Origin of the sequence: Aromatoleum tolulyticum, assembly GCF_900156155.1 — a bacterium.
Taxonomy (GTDB): Bacteria; Pseudomonadota; Gammaproteobacteria; order Burkholderiales; family Rhodocyclaceae; genus Aromatoleum; species Aromatoleum tolulyticum.
In genome coordinates this window covers 94,402-115,004 of sequence record NZ_FTMD01000012.1, presented here as the reverse complement: position 1 = coordinate 115,004, position 20,603 = coordinate 94,402, and the positions used below count along the sequence as shown (strand labels likewise).

General features: G+C 67.9%; 14 protein-coding genes. 8 read left to right on the top strand and 6 right to left on the bottom strand.

The window, feature by feature from the left end; genetic code table 11:
* The first annotated feature begins 161 nt into the window (after nt 1-161).
* Nucleotides 162-2,822 (top strand): molybdopterin-dependent oxidoreductase, encoded by a 2,661-nt coding sequence (locus BW991_RS17455; protein ID WP_076603384.1) that lies wholly within the window; start codon nt 162-164, stop codon nt 2,820-2,822.
* Nucleotides 2,823-2,889: 67 nt separating this feature from the next.
* On the opposite strand, the gene torT is transcribed toward BW991_RS17455, so the two are convergent.
* Entirely contained in the window at nt 2,890-3,975 is a 1,086-nt protein-coding gene (torT, locus tag BW991_RS17450) for a TMAO reductase system periplasmic protein TorT (protein WP_076603383.1), read from the bottom strand.
* A 191-nt stretch (nt 3,976-4,166) separates the two neighbouring features.
* Here torT and torS point away from each other — a divergent pair, with 191 nt between their 5' ends.
* Complete coding sequence (gene torS, locus BW991_RS17445) at nt 4,167-7,118, top strand: TMAO reductase system sensor histidine kinase/response regulator TorS (RefSeq protein ID WP_076603382.1); 2,952 nt, start codon at nt 4,167-4,169, stop codon at nt 7,116-7,118.
* Here the strand turns inward: torS and torR are convergent.
* Together torR and BW991_RS17435 are read right to left on the bottom strand one after the other, a co-directional pair.
* Complete coding sequence (gene torR, locus BW991_RS17440) at nt 7,115-7,834, bottom strand: two-component system response regulator TorR (RefSeq protein WP_212566917.1); 720 nt, start codon at nt 7,832-7,834, stop codon at nt 7,115-7,117. The genes torS and torR overlap by 4 nt on opposite strands.
* 193 nt (nt 7,835-8,027) lie before the next feature.
* Nucleotides 8,028-9,206 carry a porin gene (locus tag BW991_RS17435; protein WP_076603381.1) on the bottom strand — a complete coding sequence of 393 codons (1,179 nt, stop codon included), beginning with the start codon at nt 9,204-9,206 and terminating at the stop codon, nt 8,028-8,030.
* 403 nt (nt 9,207-9,609) lie between these two features.
* On the opposite strand from BW991_RS17435, the gene BW991_RS17430 reads away from it, so the two are divergent.
* Both BW991_RS17430 and BW991_RS17425 read left to right on the top strand, forming a co-directional pair.
* Nucleotides 9,610-9,930 carry a hypothetical protein gene (locus tag BW991_RS17430; protein WP_076603380.1) on the top strand — a complete coding sequence of 107 codons (321 nt, stop codon included), beginning with the start codon at nt 9,610-9,612 and terminating at the stop codon, nt 9,928-9,930.
* A 4-nt stretch (nt 9,931-9,934) separates the two neighbouring features.
* The gene (locus BW991_RS17425) at nt 9,935-10,660 is read left to right on the top strand and encodes a hypothetical protein (protein ID WP_076603379.1); all 726 of its coding nucleotides are present in this window, start codon (nt 9,935-9,937) and stop codon (nt 10,658-10,660) included.
* A gap of 7 nt (nt 10,661-10,667) precedes the next feature.
* Here BW991_RS17425 and BW991_RS17420 read toward each other — a convergent pair whose 3' ends face one another.
* Nucleotides 10,668-11,132: a winged helix-turn-helix transcriptional regulator gene (locus tag BW991_RS17420; RefSeq protein ID WP_076603378.1), complete on the bottom strand. Its 465-nt coding sequence runs from the start codon at nt 11,130-11,132 to the stop codon at nt 10,668-10,670.
* Between the two features lie 134 nt (nt 11,133-11,266).
* On the opposite strand from BW991_RS17420, the gene BW991_RS17415 reads away from it, so the two are divergent.
* Together BW991_RS17415 and alr are read left to right on the top strand one after the other, a co-directional pair.
* The gene (locus BW991_RS17415; protein ID WP_076603377.1) at nt 11,267-12,568 is read left to right on the top strand and encodes a D-amino acid dehydrogenase; all 1,302 of its coding nucleotides are present in this window, start codon (nt 11,267-11,269) and stop codon (nt 12,566-12,568) included.
* Nucleotides 12,565-13,626: an alanine racemase gene (gene alr, locus BW991_RS17410; protein WP_076603376.1), complete on the top strand. Its 1,062-nt coding sequence runs from the start codon at nt 12,565-12,567 to the stop codon at nt 13,624-13,626. Before BW991_RS17415 ends, alr begins: the two co-directional genes overlap by 4 nt.
* A gap of 28 nt (nt 13,627-13,654) precedes the next feature.
* On the opposite strand, the gene BW991_RS17405 is transcribed toward alr, so the two are convergent.
* Entirely contained in the window at nt 13,655-16,795 is a 3,141-nt protein-coding gene (locus tag BW991_RS17405; RefSeq protein WP_244551749.1) for a bifunctional diguanylate cyclase/phosphodiesterase, read from the bottom strand.
* Nucleotides 16,796-17,168: 373 nt separating this feature from the next.
* Here BW991_RS17405 and BW991_RS17400 point away from each other — a divergent pair, with 373 nt between their 5' ends.
* Nucleotides 17,169-17,525, top strand: coding sequence for a DUF2249 domain-containing protein (locus BW991_RS17400; protein WP_076603375.1), 357 nt, complete (start codon nt 17,169-17,171; stop codon nt 17,523-17,525).
* A gap of 48 nt (nt 17,526-17,573) precedes the next feature.
* Here BW991_RS17400 and BW991_RS17395 read toward each other — a convergent pair whose 3' ends face one another.
* Nucleotides 17,574-18,791, bottom strand: coding sequence for a glycosyltransferase family 9 protein (locus BW991_RS17395; protein ID WP_244551748.1), 1,218 nt, complete (start codon nt 18,789-18,791; stop codon nt 17,574-17,576).
* Nucleotides 18,792-19,098: 307 nt separating this feature from the next.
* On the opposite strand from BW991_RS17395, the gene BW991_RS17390 reads away from it, so the two are divergent.
* A complete protein-coding gene (locus tag BW991_RS17390) occupies nt 19,099-20,505 on the top strand; it encodes a diguanylate cyclase (RefSeq protein WP_076603373.1) in 1,407 nt (468 codons plus the stop codon).
* The last annotated feature ends 98 nt before the right edge of the window (nt 20,506-20,603 follow it).

Here is a 20,603-nt window from a genome sequence, read left to right as displayed (position 1 = left end):
AGCCGCGGGCACCCGCGCGTTAATGCGCGGGCGCGCTGTTAACAGTGGTTAACACATCTCCACGAAGAACCGACAAATCGGCGCCTGCTGTTCATCGGCGCTCCCTAGCATTGGGGTCGGAAAAGGCATTCGAGCAACCGGCACTGAAGGGAGATGCAATCATGAGCATGTCGAGAAGGGAATTTCTGAAGGCTTCCGTCGCGTCCGCGGTCGCCGCCAATGGGCTGGCCTGGTTCGGCGCGAGCGAGGTGTTCGGCGCCGACACCGTCGTGATCCCGAGCGCGAGCCACTGGGGTCCGTTCAAGGCGGTGGTGAAGAACGGGGTGCTGGTCGGTGTGCAGCCGCTGTCGGACATCGACGCGATGCCCACGAAAATGCTCACCGAGGGGCTGATCAGCCGCGTCTATCACAAGACGCGCGTCCAGTATCCGATGGTGCGCAAGTCCTACCTCGCCAACCCGACGGGCGACGTCAAGCCGCACCTGCGCGGCAAGGAACCCTTCGTGCGCGTGACCTGGGACGAGATCCTCGCGATCACCGCCAACGCCATCCTGACCACCGCCGAGCAGCACGGCAACGAGGCGCTCTTCAGCAGCTCCTACGGCGGCTGGTCGCATGCCGGCCTGCTGCGCCCGCAGGTGCTGCAGGGGCGGCTGTTCGGCCTGATCGGCGGGCATTCGGTGACGACCGGCGACTATTCCGGCGGCGCCTCGCAGATCAGCCTGCCGCACATCATCGGCGACATGGAAGTGTATTCGCCCCAGACCGCGTGGGAAGTGATGGCCGAGCACACCGAGGTGATGGTGTGGGTGGGCTGCGACCCGTGGAAGAACAACCGCATCGAATACACGGTGGCCGACCACCAGATGTTCCCGCGCTGGCAGCTGATCAAGGATCGCGGCGTCAAGTTCATCTCGATCAACCCGCAATACACGACCACCGACGAGGCGCTCGGCTCGGAGTGGGTGAAGATCGTCCCCAACACCGACGTCGCGCTGTTCCTCGGCATGGCCTACCACGTGTATACGACCGGCAAGTACGACAAGGCCTATCTCGACAAGTACACGGTCGGTTTCGACAAGTTCCTGCCCTACCTGCTGGGCAAGGACGCCGACGGCACGCCGCCGAAAACCCCGGAGTGGGCGGCGAAGATCACCGGCATTCCGGCGCAGAAGATCGTCGAGCTGGCCGAGCTCTTTGCCACCAAGCGCACGCAATTTGCCGGCGCGTGGGCGCTGCAGCGCGCGCACCACGGCGAGATGACGCACTGGGCGATCATCAACTTCGCCGCGATGCTGGGCAAGATCGGCAAGCCGGGCCAGGGCGTGGGCTTCAGCTGGCACTACGGCGGTGGCGGCATGCCGCAATCGACGCACCCGATGCCGGTCGGCCTGTCGCAGGGCCGCAACCCGATCAAGTCCCGCTGCCCGGCCTCGCGCATCAGCGAGATGCTGATGAACCCCGGCAAGCAATACACGCGTGACGGCGCGACGCATACCTACCCCGACGTGCACCTGATCTACAACGCCGGCAACAACTTCATGTCGCACCAGCAGAACACCAACGAACTGCTGCGCGCGATGAATGGCAAGGTGCGCACGGTCATCTGCCAGGATCCGTGGTGGTGCGCGTCGTCGCGCTTCGCCGACATCGTGCTGCCGGCGACCTCCGCGCTGGAGCGCGACGACATGAGCAGCGGCGGCACCTACAGCAACGACAAGATCTACGCGATGCGCCAGGTGATCCAGCCCTACGGCGAGAGCCTCGACGACTTCGAGATCTTCCGCCGCCTGGGCGACCTGATGGGCGTCGGCTTCCAATTCACTGAGGGCAAGACGGTGCCGCAGATCCTGCGCGAATCGTACGACCGCACCAACCCGACCGTGCCCTTCGACGAGTTCTGGGAGAAGGGTATCGTGCGCATCGACGTACCCGAGAAGATGCGCAAGTGGGTGCGTCACGGCGACTTCTACACCGATCCGGTGAAGAACCCGCTGCACACCAAGTCGGGCAAGATCGAGCTGTACTGCTCGGAGATCGACAGCTTCAAGATCCCCGACTGCCCGCCGATCCCGAAATTCCTCGAGCCCGCGGAATACCTCGGCAACGCCAAGCCCGGCCAGGTGCACGTCGTCAGCCCGCACCCCTTCAACCGCGTGCATTCGCAGATGGCGCAGGCCGACGTGCGCAAGTACGAGAACGTCAAGGGCCGCCAGCACGTGCGCATCAGCGCCGAGGACGCCAAGGCGAACGGCATCAAGAACGGCGATCTCGTCGAGCTGCACAACGAGCGTGGCGCGCTGATCGCCGGTGCGGTCGTCACCGACCAGATCATGAAGGGCGTCGTCAGTCTCGAGGAAGGCAACTGGATCCAGCTCGACTCGCGCGGACGCTGCAATAGCGGCGCGATCAACATGATCACGACCAGCGTCGCGTCGAGCGGCCTGAGCCAGGCGACGAGCGCGAACACCTGCATCGCGAGCCTGAAAAAGTGCACCGACGCCGAATCGGAGAACCGCGCCTACGAGCCGCCTCCGGTCGAGAAGGCCGCCAAGCTCGCGCTCGACGTCGCCGGCATGAAGCTCTTCGAACGCGCCGCGGCGCTCAAGGGCGCGACGATGGCGAGCATGACGCCGGGCGAGAAGCTCTTCTACGAACGCTGCACGCTATGCCATGTGCCGCGCGAACCGGGCGACTACACGAAGAAGCAGTGGCACGGCATCACGCAGAGCATGTTCCCGCGCGCCGGCCTCGACGACGCGCAGAAGAAGATCGTGCTCGACTTCCTCGAGAAGAACGCGAAGGACGCAGCGGCGATGTGAACGGAGACGCCCCGTCCGGGGCGTCTCGCTGCGAAGCCCGACCGGGAGAATCACCTCCGGCCGGGCTTTATTGCGTCGACGCGGCCGGGTAGCGGAACTGCGGCACGAAGGTGCTCGGCGCCAGCGAATCGTCGAGTTCGATGCGCTTCAGCGCGGCGCGGTCGACGACCTGCACGCGCGGGCCGACGTGCCGCGCGACCGGCCGCCCTTCGAGGAGATCGACCGCCTGTCCGATCGACAGCCGCCCCTGCAGCACCGGCGCGTCCGACGGCGCGGCGAGGATGCGGCCGCGCAGGATGCCGCGGTACACCGCCGGCGTGAAGTAGGTCGCGACGATGCCGATGCGCTCCTGCAGCCCGCGCTCGCGCAGCACGCTGATCGCTGCCTCGGCCATCAGCGCATTGCCGACCACATAGCGCACCTCCGGGTGCTCGTCGAGCGTGCCCTGCACGAGGTTGCGCTGGATCGACTTCGCGGTGTCGCCCCACGCCGTCGCGCGGATCACGATGCGGCTCCCCGCAATCGCCGCGCGAAAACCGCGGTCGACGAAGGGCACCCACCCCGCACCCTGCGGCCCGGGAAACCACGCCACCGGGATCTCGTCGCCCCGCCCCGGATGGCGCCGCACGAGGTACTCGCCGGCCAAGCGCCCCATCTCGTGCCACGACACGCCGACCTTCGCCGCGATCCCTTCGCTGGCGATGTCGTTGACCGTGGCGAGCACCGGGACGCGGCGCGCGACCTCGCCGATCACGTCGGTGAGGCCGTCGAACGACACCGTGCCGAGGATCACCGCATCGACTTGTGCATCGCTGCCGCAGGCCTTGACCTGCTCGCGCTGCAGATTCAGATTCGGATAGCCGCCGGCCTCGACGAGGCGCAACTGCACGCCGAGCCGCCGCGCCTCGTCGACCATGCCGTAATTCACCCCCAGCCAGTACGCGTCCTTGATGTGCGGGAAGGCCGCGCACAGCGTCCAGCGCCGCGTCGCCGGTTGTGCCGGCGCGTAGGGTGCCGCGACGCCCGGCTGCGAATAGTCGTACGGCGCCTCCCAGCGCGTGATCTCACGCTGCGCGGGCGCCGCGGCCGGAGCCGGAGCCCCGCCGGCCAGGCCCAGCAGCGCACTCGCGATGACGACAGGGAAACGCCGCATGGATGATTTCTCGGAGGATTCATGTGCGCCGCAACGACAGGCGCCGCCGCCGGATGGCCCAGACGCCCGCGTTGCCTGAGCCCCAGGCTTGCGCGCAAAATGGTATTCCAATCGCAATGCCGGGACAAAGTCATTTCCGCGCGACTTTCCGGCGTCCCGCCAGCCCCGCTCCGACCGGACGCACACCATAGATGAAAGCCTGGATCGCACGCCTCGATGCGCGACTCGGACTGATCGGCAAGCTCGTCGTCGTACTGGGCGCGGCCGCGCTGCTCACCTTCACCGTCGCGACGATCGCGTGGCTGAGCTTCCAGCAGGTGGTCGCGACGCAGCGCGCGATCATCGACGACGCGGTGCCGGCGATGGACGCGGTGCAGGCGGTCGCGCGCCTCAACATGCGCGTCGGGGCCGTGGTCGAACGGCTGGGCCGCGCGGAGTCGCCCGAGGAGGTCGATCGCCTGCAGCAGGCCGCGGGCGAGCAGCTCGCCGAGTTGCGCGGACTGCTGCAGCGGCTGGAGCAGCGGCATTTCGAACCCGGACTCGGCACGGCGATCGCATCGACGCTCGATGCAATCGCCGCGAACCTCGGCCGCCAGGCCGACGACGTGCGTCGCCGCCTTGCGCTCGCCCGCCGCGAACAGGAGTTGTTCGCCGGCCAGCAGCAGGCCGTGCTCGCGCTGGTGATGCTGTCCGAATCGCTCGCGGCCAACGCCTCGACGGCGACGACGGCAACGATCTCCAGCCTCTATCCGCTGATCGAGCGCAACCCGCCGAGGGAGCGCGTGTTCGAATCGCTCGACCGCCTCGTCGAGGTCAACTTCGACCGCATGGAGCGCATGGGCGAGTTCCAGCTCGCGTGCTTCAATCTCAAGACCCTGCTCGAACGCCTCGAACGCGAGGACGCACCGGACGCGCTCGCGACGCTGCAGGCAGGGTTCGACGGCAACCTCGACATCCTGCGCCGCCGCCTGGACGACATCATCGATCCCGGCCGCAAGGCGAGCGGTGTCGCGCATTTCGCAATCCTCGAGACCGCGACGCAGGCGGACGGCCTATTCGCCACCCGCGGTCAGCGCCTCGACCTGGTGCGCAGCTTCATGCAACTGCGCGACGACGGCGCCGCGCAGGCGGCACAACTGGCCGAGCAGGCGGGCGCACTGGTCGTCGCGGCGCACCGCGCGATCGACGTCGCCGGCGATCAGTCGAAGCGCGCGGTCGAACGCGGCATCATCGGCTTCCTCGCGGTCGGCGCGCTGCTGTTCTTCGCCCTCATGGCGACCCTGTGGGTGCTGTTCCGCTATCACGTGCTCGGCCGGCTGCAGGGCATGGAAACCACGGTGCGCGCGCTGGCGAGCGGCGATTACGACGTGCGCATCGCCACGCGTGCCAACGACCCGCTCGCGCCGCTCGCGCGGGCGCTGGAACAGTTCCGCGACAACGCGCGCGAGCGCGTGCGCCTGGAAGGCGAACTGCTGCGCCACCAGCACGAACTGGAAGACCAGGTCGCCGCGCGCACTGCCGAACTGCAGCAGAGCAACGCCCTGCTCGAACGCGAAGTCGCCGAACACGCGGTCGCGCGGCGCGAGGCCGAAGAGGCCAACCGCGCGAAGAGCGTCTTCCTCGCGACCCTCAGCCACGAGCTGCGCACGCCGCTCTCCGGCGTCAGCGGCAGCGTGCACCTGCTGCGCGACACCGGGCTCGACGCCCGCCAGCAGGAATACGTGCGCATGATCGGCTACGCCAACGCGACGCTGCTGGAGATCCTCGAGGACATGCTGAGCTTCTCGCGCCTCGAGGCCGGCAAGCTCGACTTCGAGCACCTCCCGTTCGCGCTGCGCGACACCATCGACAACATGCTCGCACTGCAGGGCGTCGCGGCGCGCGCGAAAGGCATCGCGCTGGTGCGCGACATCGCGTCCGACGTCCCCGACATCCTCGTCGGCGACCGGCGCAAGCTCAACCAGATCCTGCTCAACGTCATCGGCAACGCGATCAAGTTCACCGACGAGGGCTCGGTGACCGTGTCGGTGCGCGCCGACCCCGCCGCAGCGGGCGGAACCGCGCGGCTGCATTTCACCGTCACCGACACCGGCATCGGCATTCCGCCCGAGCAGTGCGCCGAAGTGTTCAAGCCCTTCGTGCAGGTCGAGGACGCCCGGCACCACCGCCCCGGCGGCACCGGTCTCGGGCTCGCGATCTGCCAGCGGCTGGTCGAACTGATGGGCGGCCACATCGGCCTCGAAAGCGCCCCCGGACAGGGAACGCAGGTCGGCTTCGACATCGCCTTCGAACTGGCCGACGCGCTGCCGCAGCAGGCCGCCGACACACGCCCCGATGCTGCGCAACGCCCGCTCGATGTCCTGCTGGTCGAGGACGACGAGATCAACCGCATCGTCTGCGTACGCTATCTCGAATCGCTCGGCCACCACCCGCTCGTCGCCGGCGACGGCGAGGAGGCCATCGCGCTGCTGGGCCAGCGCCATGCGCCGATCGACGCCGTGCTGATGGACATCAGCCTGCCGGGCGCATCCGGCGTCGAGGTGGCGCGCGATCTCCGCGCGCTCGACGGCGGCCGCTGGGCGGCGGTGCCGGTCATTGCGATGTCGGCGCACGTGTCCGCCGATGCCGTCGAACGCTACGTCGGCGCCGGCATGGCGGGCTTCCTCAGCAAACCCTTCGACCGCGCCCAACTCGCCCGCGCCCTCGCCGCCGCGACGGCCGGCGGCCCCGACGAATCCCTCCGCGCCCGCGAAACCGGGGCATGCGAATCCGGCGAGCCGGTGCTCGACGAAGACTACCTCGCCGGGGAACTCGACAGCCTCGGCGCCGCGACGCTCACGCGACTGCTGAAGCTCTTCCGCGCGGACGCCGACACCGCGCTGATCGAACTCGGCGACCATCTCGCGGCCAACGATCGGCAGGCACTCGGCAAGCGCGCGCACCGCCTGCGCAGCGCCGCCGGCAACCTCGGTTTCCTGCGGGTGATGGCGGCAACGCGCCGCCTGGAGAACGCCGCGACCGATCCGGCGACGGACGGGACGGCGCTGGCGCCGATGATCGACGGCCTGCGCGAGGACTGCCGGCAGGCCTGCGCGGTGCTCGAGGACTGGCTCGCCGCGCAGGGAGAGGGCTCAGCCGGCTAGACGGACGTGACGTCGCCCGCGAACAGATAGCCCTCGCCGCGCACCGTCACGATCAGCTCCGGCGTCTTGGGATCGTCCTCAAGCTTCTCGCGCAGGCGCGAGATCAGCACGTCGATCGTGCGGTCGTTGGGATCCCAGGCGCGGTGGCTCACGGTCTGCATCAGGCGGTCGCGGCTCAGCACCACGCCCGGCCGGCGCACGAAGCTCGCCAGCAGCTCGAACTCGCCGCGGGTCAGGCTCTCCCGGCTGCCGTCGCTGCCGACCAGGCGCCGATGGCCGATCTCCAGCGTCCAGCGGCCGAAGCGGTAGGCATTGGATTCCTGCGCCGCGGGGCGGTTGCGGTTGCCGCGCAGGACGATCTTCACGCGCGCGAGCAGTTCGCGCGAATTGAAAGGCTTGGTGACGTAATCGTCGGCACCCGATTCGAGACCGACGATCTTGTCGATGTCGTCGCTGCGCCCGGTCACGAGGATGATGCCGAGGCGCTCATCGTGGGCACGCAGTTCCCGCGCGAGCTCCAGCCCGTCCTTGCCCGGCAGGCCGACGTCGAGCAGCACGACGTCGATCGGCTCGCTGTGCAGGGTGCGCCACATGTCCTCGCCGTTCGACGCGGCCAGCACCTCGTAGCCCTCGTTGGCGAAATACGCCTCGAGCCGGGCGCGGGTCACCGGATCATCATCGACGACAAGGAGTCTGGCGGGTCGATTCTCGATCAAGGTCGGCGGGACAACGGTAAGGATGGACGGAACATCGGACGCAGCGTCAATGCGACGCGCGTCCGATTATATCGGGATTCCCTGCAGGCCCACCTGCAGCCTGCGAGCTACCCGATACCGCCCACGGAGCTTCCGCCAAGGGGGCGTCACGCAACCGGGCGCTCCACCCGGCTGCGTGCTGCGCACCCGTCCCTCAGAAGAACAGGATGCCGCCCAACGAGATCGTGCGGGTCTTCAGGTCGCCCGGGAAGATGTCCGCGCCCGTGCCCTTCTCGCGGTTGTACTCGGCCACCAGCGTGATGTACTTGTTCAGGCTGTGGTACACGCCGAGGGTCGCCGAGCGGAACTTGTTGGTCTCGGTCAGCAGCCCGCTGCTGTCGCGGTTTTCGCCGTAGTTCAGGCCCACCTTGGTCTTGCCGAACTTGTACGTACCCTGCACGAAGTAGCCCTTGCCCTTGGTCTTCTCGAAGGGCGAGAAGTACAGCGCGCCGACCGTCGACAGTCCCAACCCCTTCGCGTCGAAGCCGTAGGCCACCGCCTCGAAGTTGCCGATGCCGATCTTCGCGCCGAGCTCGTAGCCGTTGGCGTCGAAGCTGCCGTCGCCGCTGGTGCCCTGATGGACATAGCCCGCCCACAGCGAACCGGTGGTGCTCGCGCCCGCCTTCCAGTCGTAGTTCAGCATCGCCTGGAAGCCCGGATCCTTGGTCTCGTCGCCGGCGAACTTGTTCGGGTCGAAGATGCCCGCCGATGCCGAGAAGCCGCCCATCGTCGGCGTCGTGTAGGTGATCTGCGGCTGGAAGCCGGTGTACATGTAGCCGTGGCCGATCATGCCGAAGGTGGTGTTAAACGGCGTCGCCGCGTAGCTGTTGCCGCCCAGGCCCAGCAGGGTCATGTCGGAGAGGATGATCTTCTGCCCGAACAGCCCGATGTCGCGACCGAGCTTCACGGTGCCCCAGTCCGGCGCGCCGAACTGGAAGTACAGGTTGCGCGTGTCGATCTGCGAGAAGGGGCTGTCACAGCCGCTCGCCCCGCCGCAGCCCGGATTCGTCGGCAGGCCGACGACGTCCGACTTGTCGTTGATGCCGGGCGCGAAGCCGACATGCGCCTTGATGTCCAGCCCCTCGACCTTGGTCGTGAACACGAAGTTGATCCAGCCCGGCAGCAGGCCGTTGGTCAGCGCCGATTCGCGCGTCTTGACCCCGTCCACCTCCTGCGTGCGGCTCGAATAGAAACCGTTGATCGTCCCGTTGATGTCGATCGTCGAGTCGCCCTGCGAGAAGCTCACCGCGTGGGCCTGCCCCAACCCCAGCGCGCACAGTGCGCCCGCCATCGCCGTCCGCTTCAGCACACCCGATTTTGCACGAATAGTCATTGTTTCCTCCTTGGCCTCTGGTTTTGCTGCCTTGTTTGTTTGCGTTCCGCCCCTGCGCCCCTGTCCCGCAGGGCTACAACCGGTGCGTACAGCCGCGCCGGTGGGCGGGCCTGGGCGCACTTCGCAAACTCCGGGCCAATTCCGGATTGCTGCACTTTGACCGCGTTTTTAGCGATTTTCGCTACGGATTACTCCCATATCGCCACACAAAAGTGATCCGCTTTGACACAGCGCGCGAACGGCCGACGACACAGGTGTTGCAGGGTGGAGCACCTGCAACTTTCCCCGCCGGGGAAATTCGCCCGTTCGCAATTGCCAGCGCGGGCGATTTGGCGGAACATCCTTCCGACACCCGGCGTCCACCGCACACCGGCGCAGTTCTCCGCCCCAGCGTCAAACGATCATGAACTCCCCAGCCCACCCCTTCCTGCTCGCGCTCGCGCTGGCCGCCCCCTTGGCCATCCCCCTGAGCGCGGCCGCCCAGTCGCGCATCCCCTCGCTCGACCGCGACGACCGCCTCGGCGAGGTCGGCCGCGCCGCGCGCCAGAAGGCCATCGAGCGCTTCGACAGCGCCGACGCCGACAAGGACGGCAAGCTCGCACGCGAGGAGGTCAAGGACCGCTCCCCCTACCTGAGCGAGAATTTCGACCAACTCGACAAGAACCGCGACGGCTTCCTCGACTGGCAAGAATTCATCGGCCACGACCGCTGGAAAAAGGAATAGGGCGATGCGCTGCGGGTCCGGCCCTGCATCCTGGCTGCGGCTGCTCCTCGCCGCGGCGGTGCTGGCCTTCGCCGGCACGGCAGGCGCGGGCGAGCTCGGACCGCTGCTTGAACGCATCGAGCGCGCCTACGGCACGGTCACGCAGCCGAACTCCATCCTGCAGCGCGGACGCACGCTCTCGCACAGCCGTGGCGAGGGCACGCTCCTGCGCGCCTACCGCGGCGCCGAACGCTTCCGCATCGAGATCCGCTACCGTTCCGGCGTCGAGACCCGCATCATCGACGGCTCGGCGGCCTGGCAAAGCAGCAAGCCGATGAGCGAAGCCTTCCGCGGCGCGCTGATCCTGCAGGCAGCACGCGTCGCCCTGCCGTGGAACCTGCTTGCGGCACGCGAGCAACTACGCGACGGCGGCGAGCACCGTATCGGCGACGTGCGCCTGCACTTCGTCGAGATGCCGCTCGGCGACAACCTGCGCGTGGTCGCCGAAGTCGATCCCGAATCCGGGCGCATCCTGCGCTCGCGCGGCATCCTCACCCACCTGGGCGGCAGCGAGATGGTGTTCGGTACCGCGTACGAGGACTTCCGCACCACGGACGGCCGCCTCTACGCCGCCGTCGAACACCACTACGCGATGGGCCGCTACATCGGCCGCTCGGTGATCGAATCGGTCGAGTACGACACCCCGATCGCGGACTCGCTGTTCCGTCCCGAAATCCCCGGCCTGATCTGAAGCGCGATCACTCGGCGGGGATGTACAGCGTCTCCTTCAGCTCCTCCATCACCACGTAACTGCGCGACTCGGCCGCCGACGGCAGCTTGAGCAGGATGTTGCCGAGCAGGCGCCGGTATTCGCCCATCTCGGTGATGCGCGCCTTCACGAGGTAGTCGAAGTCGCCCGACACGAGATGGCACTCCATCACCTCGGGCACGAAGCTCAGCTCCTTCTTCACGCGGTCGAACACCTCCGAGGACTTCGCCGACAGCTTGATCTCGACGAACACCAGCAGGTTCTTGCCCAGCGCGTGCGGATTCACGTGCGCGTGATAGCCGGTGATCACGCCTTCGCGCTCCAGGCGCCGCACGCGCTCGGTGCACGGCGTCGCCGACAGGCCGATTTTCGCCGCCAGATCGGTCATCGAAATCCGGCCATCCTTCTGCAGCAGATCGAGGATGCGGCGGTCGATGCGGTCGAGTTCGCGCATTTCACTATCTCGGAGGAAAACACCGCCCGAATATACGGCAATTCACCATTAAACACGCAAATTCAAGTGAATTTCACTATCAAACCATCACTAGACTGGCGATATTCAATGCACCGGAATCCACGGAGTCAGTCATGCGCGTACTCGTCCTCGGCAGCGGCGTCGTCGGCACCACCACCGCGTACTACCTCGCCCGCAGCGGCGCCCAGGTCACGGTCATCGACCGCCAGCCCGCCCCCGCGCTCGAAACCAGCTACGCCAACGCGGGCCAGGTCTCACCGGGCTACTCCACGCCGTGGGCCGCGCCCGGCATTCCGCTGAAGGCGCTCAAGTGGCTGTTCCAGCGCCACGCACCGCTCGCGATCCGTGCCGACGGCAGCCTGTTCCAGCTGCGCTGGATGGCCGAGATGCTGAAGAACTGCTCCGCCGGGCGCTACGCCGTGAACAAGGAACGCATGATGCGCCTGTCCGAGTACAGCCGCGACGTCCTGCGCGAGCTGCGCACCGACACCGGCCTCACGTACGAGGAACGCACGCGCGGCACACTCCAGCTCTTCCGCAGCCAGGCCCAGGTCGATACCGCCGCGCGCGACATCGAGGTGCTGCAGGAATGCGGCGTGCCCTTCGAGATGCTCGACCGCGACGCCCTCGCCGGCGCCGAACCGGCGCTCGCCTCCGTGCGTGACAAGCTCGCCGGCGGCCTGCGCCTGCCCAACGACGAAACCGGCGACTGCCAGCTGTTCACCACGCGGCTCGCCGACAAGGCGCGCGAACTGGGCGTCGAGTTCCGCTTCGGCCAGGACATCCGCGAAGTGCTGGTCGGCGGCGGCGACGTCATCGGCGTGCAGGTCGGCGACGAAGTGCTCGCTGCCGACCGCTACGTGCTCGCGCTCGGCAGCTACTCGCGCAAGATGCTCGCCCCGCTGGGCCTCGATCTGCCCGTCTATCCGGTGAAGGGCTACTCGCTCACCGTGCCGCTCGTCGACGCCGCGAAGGCGCCGGTGTCCACCGTGCTCGACGAAACCTACAAGATCGCCATCACCCGCTTCGACGACCGCATCCGCGTCGGCGGCATGGCCGAACTCGCCGGCTTCGACCTCGCGCTCAACCCGCGCCGCCGCGAGACGCTGGAAATGGTCGTCGGCGACCTCTTCCCCGGCGGCGGCGACCTTCCCGCGGCCGAATTCTGGACCGGCCTGCGCCCGATGACGCCCGACGGCACGCCGATCGTCGGCGAAACCGCCTTTCCGCAGCTCTACCTCAACACCGGCCACGGCACGCTGGGGTGGACGATGGCCTGCGGCTCCGGGCAACTGGTGGCCGATCTGGTCACCGGCCGCCAGCCGGCAATCCGTCATCGCGACTTGGGACTCGCGCGTTATGGCAAAGTAGCGGCTTCCCGCTCACAAGGCCTTAACCTCTCTCCCGCCGCATGAGACCCGCCCGCGCCCTGATCGACCTCGACGCCCTGCGTCACAACTACCGCCTCGCCCGCAGCCGCCACGGCGGCCGGGCACTCGCCGTCGTCAAGGCCAACGCCTACGGCCACGGCGCCGTCGCCTGCGCACGTGCGCTCGCCCCGGAAGTCGACGGCTTCGCCGTCGCCTTCCTCGAGGAAGCTCTGGAACTGCGCGAAGCCGGCATCGAACAGCCCATCCTGCTGCTCGAAGGCATCTTCGCTGCCGACGAGCTCGACGAGGTCGTGCGCCACGACCTGTGGATGGTCGTGCATCACGCCGAACAGATCCGCATCATCGACCACGCGAAGCCAGCGCTGCCGCTGGACGTGTGGCTCAAGGTCAACAGCGGCATGAACCGCGCCGGCTTCATGCCGCACGAGCTGCGCGCCGCGTGGCAACGCCTCAAGGACAACGGCCGGGTCGGCAGCATCACGCTGATGACCCACTTCGCGCGCGCCGACGAACCCCACGTCCTGTCCACGCCCGAACAGGTCGCCGCCTTCGACTCCGCCACGCGCGACCTGCCCGGGCCGCGCAGCCTCGCCAACTCCGGCGCCATCCTCGGCTGGCCCGACGCCCATCGCGACTGGGCGCGCCCGGGCATCCTGCTGTACGGCGCCGACCCGATGCCCGGCGAACCGCACGGCCTGCGTCCCGTGATGACGCTGGAGAGCGCCATCATGGCAATCCGCGAGATTCCCGCCGGCGCCCCGCTCGGCTACGGCGCGCGCTTCCGCGCCGAACGCGCCACCCGCGTCGGTCTCGTCGCGATGGGCTACGCCGACGGCTATCCGCGCACGGTACCCGACGGCACGCCCGTCGCCGTCGACGGCATCCGCACGCGCCTGATCGGCCGCGTGTCGATGGACATGCTCACCGTCGACCTCACCGACCTGCCCGACGCCAAGCTCGGCAGCCGCGTCGAGCTGTGGGGCAACAACGTCCCCGTCAACCGCATCGCCGCGGCGGCGAACACGATCTCCTACGAGCTGCTGTGCAACGTCAAGCGCGTGCGCCTCGAATACACGGACTGAACCCGCGCCCTCACACGGCCTCTCCCCCTCACCCTGCCGCAGCGAGCGCGAGCCCCGCACGACCGGCCTGCGGCACCCTGCGGCACAGCAGCCCCTCGAAGGCCTCAGCGCGCAGCGGTTTGGCGATCAGGTAGCCCTGCAGGTAATCGCACCCCCGCTCGCGCAGGAAATCCGCCTGCGCCTGCGTTTCGACGCCTTCCGCGACCACCTTCAGGTCGAGGCTGTGCGCCATGTTGATGATGGCCGCGACCAGATGCGCGTCGCTGCGATCATCGGGGCAGTCGCGCACGAAGCTGCGGTCGATCTTGACGATATCGACCGGAAAGCGCTTCAGGTACGACAGCGATGAAAACCCCGTGCCGAAGTCGTCAAGCGAATATGCGACGCCCTGTTCCTTCAGCGCACGCATGCGCTTCTCGGTAGCGCTGTTGGCATCGACCATCACCGACTCGCAGATCTCCAGCGTCAGCGCCCCCGACGCCACCGCGTAGCCGTCCATCACCTCGGCGACCAGCTCGGGCAGCGCCGGATCGCGGAACTGCACCCCCGACACGTTGACGGCCAGATGCGGCAAGGCGTGGCCGAGCAGGCGCCAGGCATGCATCTGGCGCACCGCCTCGCGCAACACCCATGCACCGATCGGCACGATCAGGCCGCTGTCCTCCGCCACCGGCACGAAATCGGCGGGCGACACCGCTCCGAGCTGCGGGTGCGCCCAACGGATCAGCGCCTCGGCGCCGAACAGTTCGCCGCTGTCGGCAGCAACGATGGGCTGGTACTCGAGAGTGAATTCGTCGTGCGCGAGCGCCATGCGCAGGTCCGCCTCGATCTGCATGCGCTTGAGCGCGTCGCACTGCATCTCGCGCGCGTAGAAGTGGAAGCGGTTCTTGTCATTCTGCTTGGACTTGTACATCGCGATGTCGGCGTTGCGCAGCAGGCTGTGCACGTCCTCGCCGTCGTCCGGAAACACCGTGATGCCCATGCTGCCCGAGATCTGGTGTCGCGTACCCGCCAGCGCGATCGGCTCCTCCAGCACGCCCAGCACCTTCTCGCCGACAGTGCACAGGTCCTCGGTGTCCTGCAGATCGCCGATCACGATCGTGAACTCGTCGCCGCCCAAACGTGCCACCGTGTCCTGCTCGCGCACGCACCCCTTCAGGCGGCGCGCGACCTCGACCAGCAGCTCGTCGCCGACGTCGTGGCCGAGCGTGTCGTTAACCCACTTGAATCCGTCGAGGTCCAGGAACAGCAGTCCCGCCTTGCAACCATTGCGGCGCGCATGTGCAAGCACGCAATCGAGACGGTCATAGAGCAAGCTGCGGTTCGCCAGCCCCGTCAGCGCGTCGAAGTTCGCCTGGCGCCAGATCTCGTCCTCGTGCTGCTTGCGCTCCGTGATGTCGCTGAACATCGCGACATATTCGACGACCCCGTCCCCCTCCCCGCGCACCGCCGACATCGTCAGCCATTGCGGGTAGATTTCGCCGCTGCGGCGCCGGTTCCACACCTCGCCCTCCCACTCGCCGCACGTCTTCAGCGTCGACCACATTGCATCATGGCAGGCATCGTCATGGCGCCCGGAGCGGAAGACGGCGGACGGGTGACCGACGACCTCCTCGGCCGCGTACCCGGTGATGCGGCAGAAGGCGGGGTTGACCGACGTGATCGTGCCTTGCGCGTCCATCGTCATGATGCCCTGGCTCGACGCCGAGAACACCACCATCGCCTCGCGCATGCGCGCCTCGGTCAGGCGCCGTTCCGTGACGTCCTCCACCGTGCCCACGCAGCGCGGCGGCTCGCCGGGCAGCGCAATGCGCTCGGCGATCTCGTGCACCCAACGGACCTCCCCGTCCAGGAGCACCCGATGCTCGATATCGAAGGGCTCCCCCGCGATCACCCGTTTCCATGCCTTCCGCACCATCTCCCGATCCTCGGGGTGCACGGCCTCCAGCAGGATCTGCCATGACAGACGCAGATCGGCCGACAAGCCGAAAAGCCGGCGCGTCTCGGCCGACAATTCGAGCCTCGGCTCCTGCGGCAGATAGACCCAGCTGCCGACATGCGCAATCGCCTGCGCACGATTCAGGTCGGCGGTGCGCTCCTCGACCAGGGTTTCCAGTTCGCTTTCATGTGCCTTCAGCTCCTCGAGCAGGCGCACGAGGCTCGCCGCGAGATCCCCCACTTCGTCGTTGCCGAAGAGCCCCGCACTCAAGCCCTGCCGCGGCCGCCCGGTCAGCGCGACTTCGCGCGCCGCGCCGGCAAGCTCCTCGATGCGACGCGTCTGCGCGCGCGCGAGCGCATAGCTGGCCGCACCGACCAGCAGGATCGCGACCAGGCCCCACCCCACGTGCTCGGCAAGCAGCGCCTCGATCGGTCGCTCGAAGACCTCGGCATCCATGCTCACACTGACCAGCAGGGGCTCCGACAGGGGCAGGCCCGCGTTCACCGCGCGCGAACTCGTCACCAGCCGCGCCGAATTGCCCGGGAAGGGGCGCTGCACGAGCGTGCTCCCTCCCGCGGTCAGCGCCGCCTCCACAAGGCCGTCGTCCTGCAGATCGAAAGGCGAACCGGCACTCCGCAACCACTGGCTGAGATTCGCCTCGAACACCAGCGCCCCCTCGAAGGTACCGGTGGCGGTGACGAGGATGGGGACCGCGACGCGCAGCACGGCATCGGCGTCGCGCCGGTCGATGGCGGCATGGGTTTCGCCACGCAGCACCTTGTCCGACAGCCATGCCTCGCCGCGGAAGCTCCGCGGCGCCTTGCGCGCGGCGACGGCGTCGCCGCGGTAGTCGGTCACGACGAGGTTGTAGTCGATCGACGTCGGCAGCGTGTGCCGGGCGAGGAAGGGTCGCAGGTAAGCGTCACGCCCCTGCGAATCGAGCAGCGCGTTCGACAGCAGGGGCTGCCCCGCGAGCGTAGCCAGTTCGCGATGCGCGAGATCCAAGGTGCGCTCGATGCGTTCCGACACCGAACTTGCGATCTGAGTGAGGTGTCCCGCGGCAATTCCGTGCACCAGCGCGCGCGCGTTGAAATACGACAAGGCCGCCATCACGACCACGACCAGCGTGGTCAACGCGGCACCGTACACGGTATAGCGGCCGCGCAGGCCCAGACGCACGCGTTTCCGCAGCTCCGGCACCGGCAGCGCCGACGGCTCGCTAGCGCGCATCAGCCCCTCGACAGTCCGGGCACGTGCCCGCAAGACCGCTCCGTACGGCGCAGCGCTGCACGGCGATAGTTCCCGTCGCCTCGGGCCTCCGGCGCCCGAAAGGACTTCGCCCAGGTCGCTTCATCCTCTTCGCTCGAATATGTTCTTGTTTTATCTAAAGATAACACACGGAACGAAAACCTGCGCATTGTCATATCGCCCGCAGCAGGAGGCACCTCCGCGCCACCCCGAGACGACGGGTCGATTCTTGTTCTGGCTCAAGGCGCGCGCCCTCGCCGGCGCCTACGATCGGAACCCTGCGGCACCCCTTGTTTGCACCCATTCCGTACCTCTTTCCTGACCTTTTCGCCGCCCCACCCCGGAGACCCGACTCATGAGCGAGCTGCCCATCCTCGACAACACCGTCTTTCCCTTCGACGCCCGCGGCGTCGCCAAACGCTTCCGCCACGCCGCGATCTTCGGCGCCCTCGAATCCCTCGAGGACGGCGAGACGATGCGCTTCGTGAATGATCACGACCCCCTGCCGCTGCTCGGCCAGATCCAGCAGCGGTACGGCTCGCAGGTCGCGATCGCGTATGTTGCGCGCGAACCGGGCAACATCGTCATCGACTTCCGCATTCAGCTCCAGGCGCGCGAATCCGACCCCGCTGCGGAACCGGCACCGGCACCGGCCCGTCAGGGCGGCGGCTGCGGCGGCGGTGGCGGCGGCTGCGGCTGCTCCGGCCACTGATTCCCCTGCAGGCCCGGCCACGCGCCGGGCTCACGTGCCGCACAGCAGCTACTCCAAGGCACCGGAGCGCGCTGGCCGGACATCGAGCACGCGGCACAGCGCACCGAACACCTCCGCCACGGAAATCCGCTGCATGCACTGGTTATCGGTGCAGCGCGTACGCCGCTGATTGTCCGCATTCACGCACGGCGAACAGGCCAGCCCGGCGCTGATCACCGTCGCCTCCCCCAGCGGCCGGAACAGCACCGGCGTCTCGGGGCCGAACAGGGCGATCACGGGCAGGGCCGTAACCGCAGCGAAGTGCGCGGGTCCCGAGTCGTTGCTGACCAGCGCGGCGCCGAGCGTAAACAACGCCGGCAGCTCGCCGAGGGCGAAGCACCCTGCGATATCCACGCAACGCTCATCGCCGACTTCGGCCGCGATCGCCGCCGTCGTCGCCCTGTCGTCCTCGGCACCGATCAGCAACACGCGCACGTCTGCATAGCGTGCGAGCGTCGCGCGCACCAGCGCCGCGAAGTGCCCCTGCGGCCAGCGCCGCTGAGGCAGCATCGCGCTCGCATTGGCATTCATGAATACGAGGCGTTCGTCGCCCAGCGCCCCCCCCGGCAAGCGGCGCAGCCTTTCCCGCACCCCCGCCAGCTCGCCCCCGCCCAGCGCGCGCCGACGCACGCGCGGCACCGGCATCGCCGCCGGCATGCGCGGCGCGGGCGGCACGTCCTCGGCAAACAGGGCCTCGACCAGCATCAGGTAGTTCTGCGCCATGTGCAGCTGCGGCTTGAAGGCCAGCGGATGCGTGTACAAGTCGCCGCGATACAACCCGACCCCTTCGAAGCGGTGGAAACCCGCGCGCCGGCGCACCCCCGTGAGCAGGCACAAGGCCGCGGTCAGACGCGAGAACAGTTCGAGGTCGACGAGCGCATCGATGTGCGCCCGCCGCACGTCCCGCAGGAAACGCCAGCCATCCGCCGCCAGCACGCGCAGCGATCCCGTGCGGATCACGAATACGCGCTCGGGCGGCACCGTTCCGGCAATCGCGAGGCTGTCGCGGTTATGTGCAAAAGTCAGGCAATACGCCTGGGCGCCGCTGCGCGCAGTCAATGCCCGCATCGCCGGATCCGCAAGGACCATGCTGCCGGATTCGGCCAACTGCACAAAGAGCACGCGACGTACCGCGCGATCCTGCGCACGCGACTGCCGCCACACTCGCGCCGCCCTGCGCATTCCCGACAGCGCGGCACACAGCGGCACACCGAGCCAGCAGTCCATGCGGCGCATCGCCTCAGGTCCGGGCACAACCACCCTCCCGACGAAGCCCCCCGTTCAGCCGCGGCCTCGCGTTCATGTCAGGGGCATGCGCGAAAAAACGGTTGAAATACGCGTACAAACAGGCAATTCCGGTAATTTCGAACGGAGCGGACTATAGCGCGCTTTGCACACGCCGTCGCCTGCTCTCGCGGGCGGAATACACGTGACCGGAATCACGCCAAACACGCCCCGATCCCGCTAGAATGCCGCTGATCGCAAGCCACTGACGGTAGTGCGGTTATTGTTCACGCACTCGGGAACTGGTCGAATGAGCGAAACCCTGGCCTCAACGGAAAACCCGGCTCGCAACGCCCGCGCGTCGCTCCTGCATTCGCTCGTAGCCCAGTCGCCCGCCCTGATCGCCATTCGCGGCAACGACGGCACCTACCTCTACGCCAACGAGTCCTTCGCCCAGATGCTGAATCTCCCGGCGGAATCGTTGCCGGGGCGGCACGAAGACGACGTGCTGCGCACCGCCGGCGTGACCCGGACCCTGCGCATCGGCAACGGCGCATCCGTGGAGATCACGCACAACGAAGAGGAAGCCGTCGTGGGACTGAGGTCGCGCCGCTTCCTCGTCACGCGCTTTCCGCTGCGCGCGGGCGACGGCGAGGTCATCGCGTCAGGGATGATCGCCACCGAAATCGGCGCACGCGCCGGCACCATCGCCAACCCGGCCGAGTACGCCGAGGCGCGCCACGCAGAGCTCCTGCACGCCCTCGAACAGATGGAACGCCTGGCCTACACCGACCGGCTGACCGGCGCCTGGAACCGCCGCCATCTCGAAGACGCGGCCCTGCTGGAAATGTCCCGCGCCGAGCGCCACGGCCATGCCGTCTCTCTGCTGGTGCTCGACGTCGACCACTTCAAGGAAATCAACGACCAGTTTGGCCACGCCGTCGGCGACTACGTGCTCGTCGAACTCGTCCGCTGCATCCGCGGCGACATCCGCCGCGCCGACACCGTCACGCGCTGGGGCGGCGAGGAATTCATCGTGCTCGCGCCCGATACCGCCTTGCGCGAAGCCGAACAACTCGCGCAGAAACTGTGCGCACGCGTGGCCGAAGCGCAACTGTCGAGCGCACGGCCGGTCACCATCAGCGTCGGCGTCGCCGAATACCACTGCGGCGAAGGCTTCGAGCACTGGCTCGCACGCGCCGACCGCGCGATGTACCGGGCCAAGGACAACGGACGCAATCGCGTCGTCGCCGACCCCTATTCCGCGTTCGCCGGCGACGGTACCCGTCAGGCATGTTCGCCGGTCGAACTCGTGTGGCGCGAAAGCTACCGCAGCGGCAACGACCGCGTGGACCGCCAGCACCACCAGCTGTTCGAACACGCCAACCGCCTTCTGCACGCCGTGATGTCGCACGCACCGCGCGCAGAAGTCCTCGAAGCGATGGAAGTCCTCGTCGAGGACATCACCGCGCACTTCGCGGAAGAAGAGCAGTTGCACGACGCCATCGGCTTTCCCGCTCGCGAGGCCCATGCCGCCGAGCACGGACGCCTGCTTGCGCAGGCCGCCCGGCTGTTCGAACGCGTCCGGCAGGACGCCGACTTGCCGATCGCGGAGGTATTCCAGTTCCTCGCCTACGACGTCGTCGCCCAGCACCTCGTCGGCGCCGACCGGCAATATTTCCACTACCTTGAAACACCTTCGGGAAACCACATGTAAGCCTATTTCGGCCGTGCTTTTCATTCGCGCCGCACTGCCTGATAATGGCGGGAATACTATTGCCGTCGTCATGAATTGCGTCCCTGCCGGAACGCGAC

Coding starts and splice junctions, on each gene's coding strand:
- BW991_RS17415 (WP_076603377.1), top strand. CDS start 11,267: ATGCGCGTACTCGTCCTCGGCAGCGGCGTCGTCGGCACCACCACCGCG.
- BW991_RS17405 (WP_244551749.1), bottom strand. CDS start 16,795: ATGCGCGCTAGCGAGCCGTCGGCGCTGCCGGTGCCGGAGCTGCGGAAA.
- BW991_RS17435 (WP_076603381.1), bottom strand. CDS start 9,206: ATGACTATTCGTGCAAAATCGGGTGTGCTGAAGCGGACGGCGATGGCG.
- BW991_RS17390 (WP_076603373.1), top strand. CDS start 19,099: ATGAGCGAAACCCTGGCCTCAACGGAAAACCCGGCTCGCAACGCCCGC.
- BW991_RS17455 (WP_076603384.1), top strand. CDS start 162: ATGAGCATGTCGAGAAGGGAATTTCTGAAGGCTTCCGTCGCGTCCGCG.
- BW991_RS17430 (WP_076603380.1), top strand. CDS start 9,610: ATGAACTCCCCAGCCCACCCCTTCCTGCTCGCGCTCGCGCTGGCCGCC.
- alr (WP_076603376.1), top strand. CDS start 12,565: ATGAGACCCGCCCGCGCCCTGATCGACCTCGACGCCCTGCGTCACAAC.
- torT (WP_076603383.1), bottom strand. CDS start 3,975: ATGCGGCGTTTCCCTGTCGTCATCGCGAGTGCGCTGCTGGGCCTGGCC.
- BW991_RS17395 (WP_244551748.1), bottom strand. CDS start 18,791: ATGGACTGCTGGCTCGGTGTGCCGCTGTGTGCCGCGCTGTCGGGAATG.
- BW991_RS17400 (WP_076603375.1), top strand. CDS start 17,169: ATGAGCGAGCTGCCCATCCTCGACAACACCGTCTTTCCCTTCGACGCC.
- BW991_RS17420 (WP_076603378.1), bottom strand. CDS start 11,132: ATGCGCGAACTCGACCGCATCGACCGCCGCATCCTCGATCTGCTGCAG.
- torS (WP_076603382.1), top strand. CDS start 4,167: ATGAAAGCCTGGATCGCACGCCTCGATGCGCGACTCGGACTGATCGGC.
- BW991_RS17425 (WP_076603379.1), top strand. CDS start 9,935: ATGCGCTGCGGGTCCGGCCCTGCATCCTGGCTGCGGCTGCTCCTCGCC.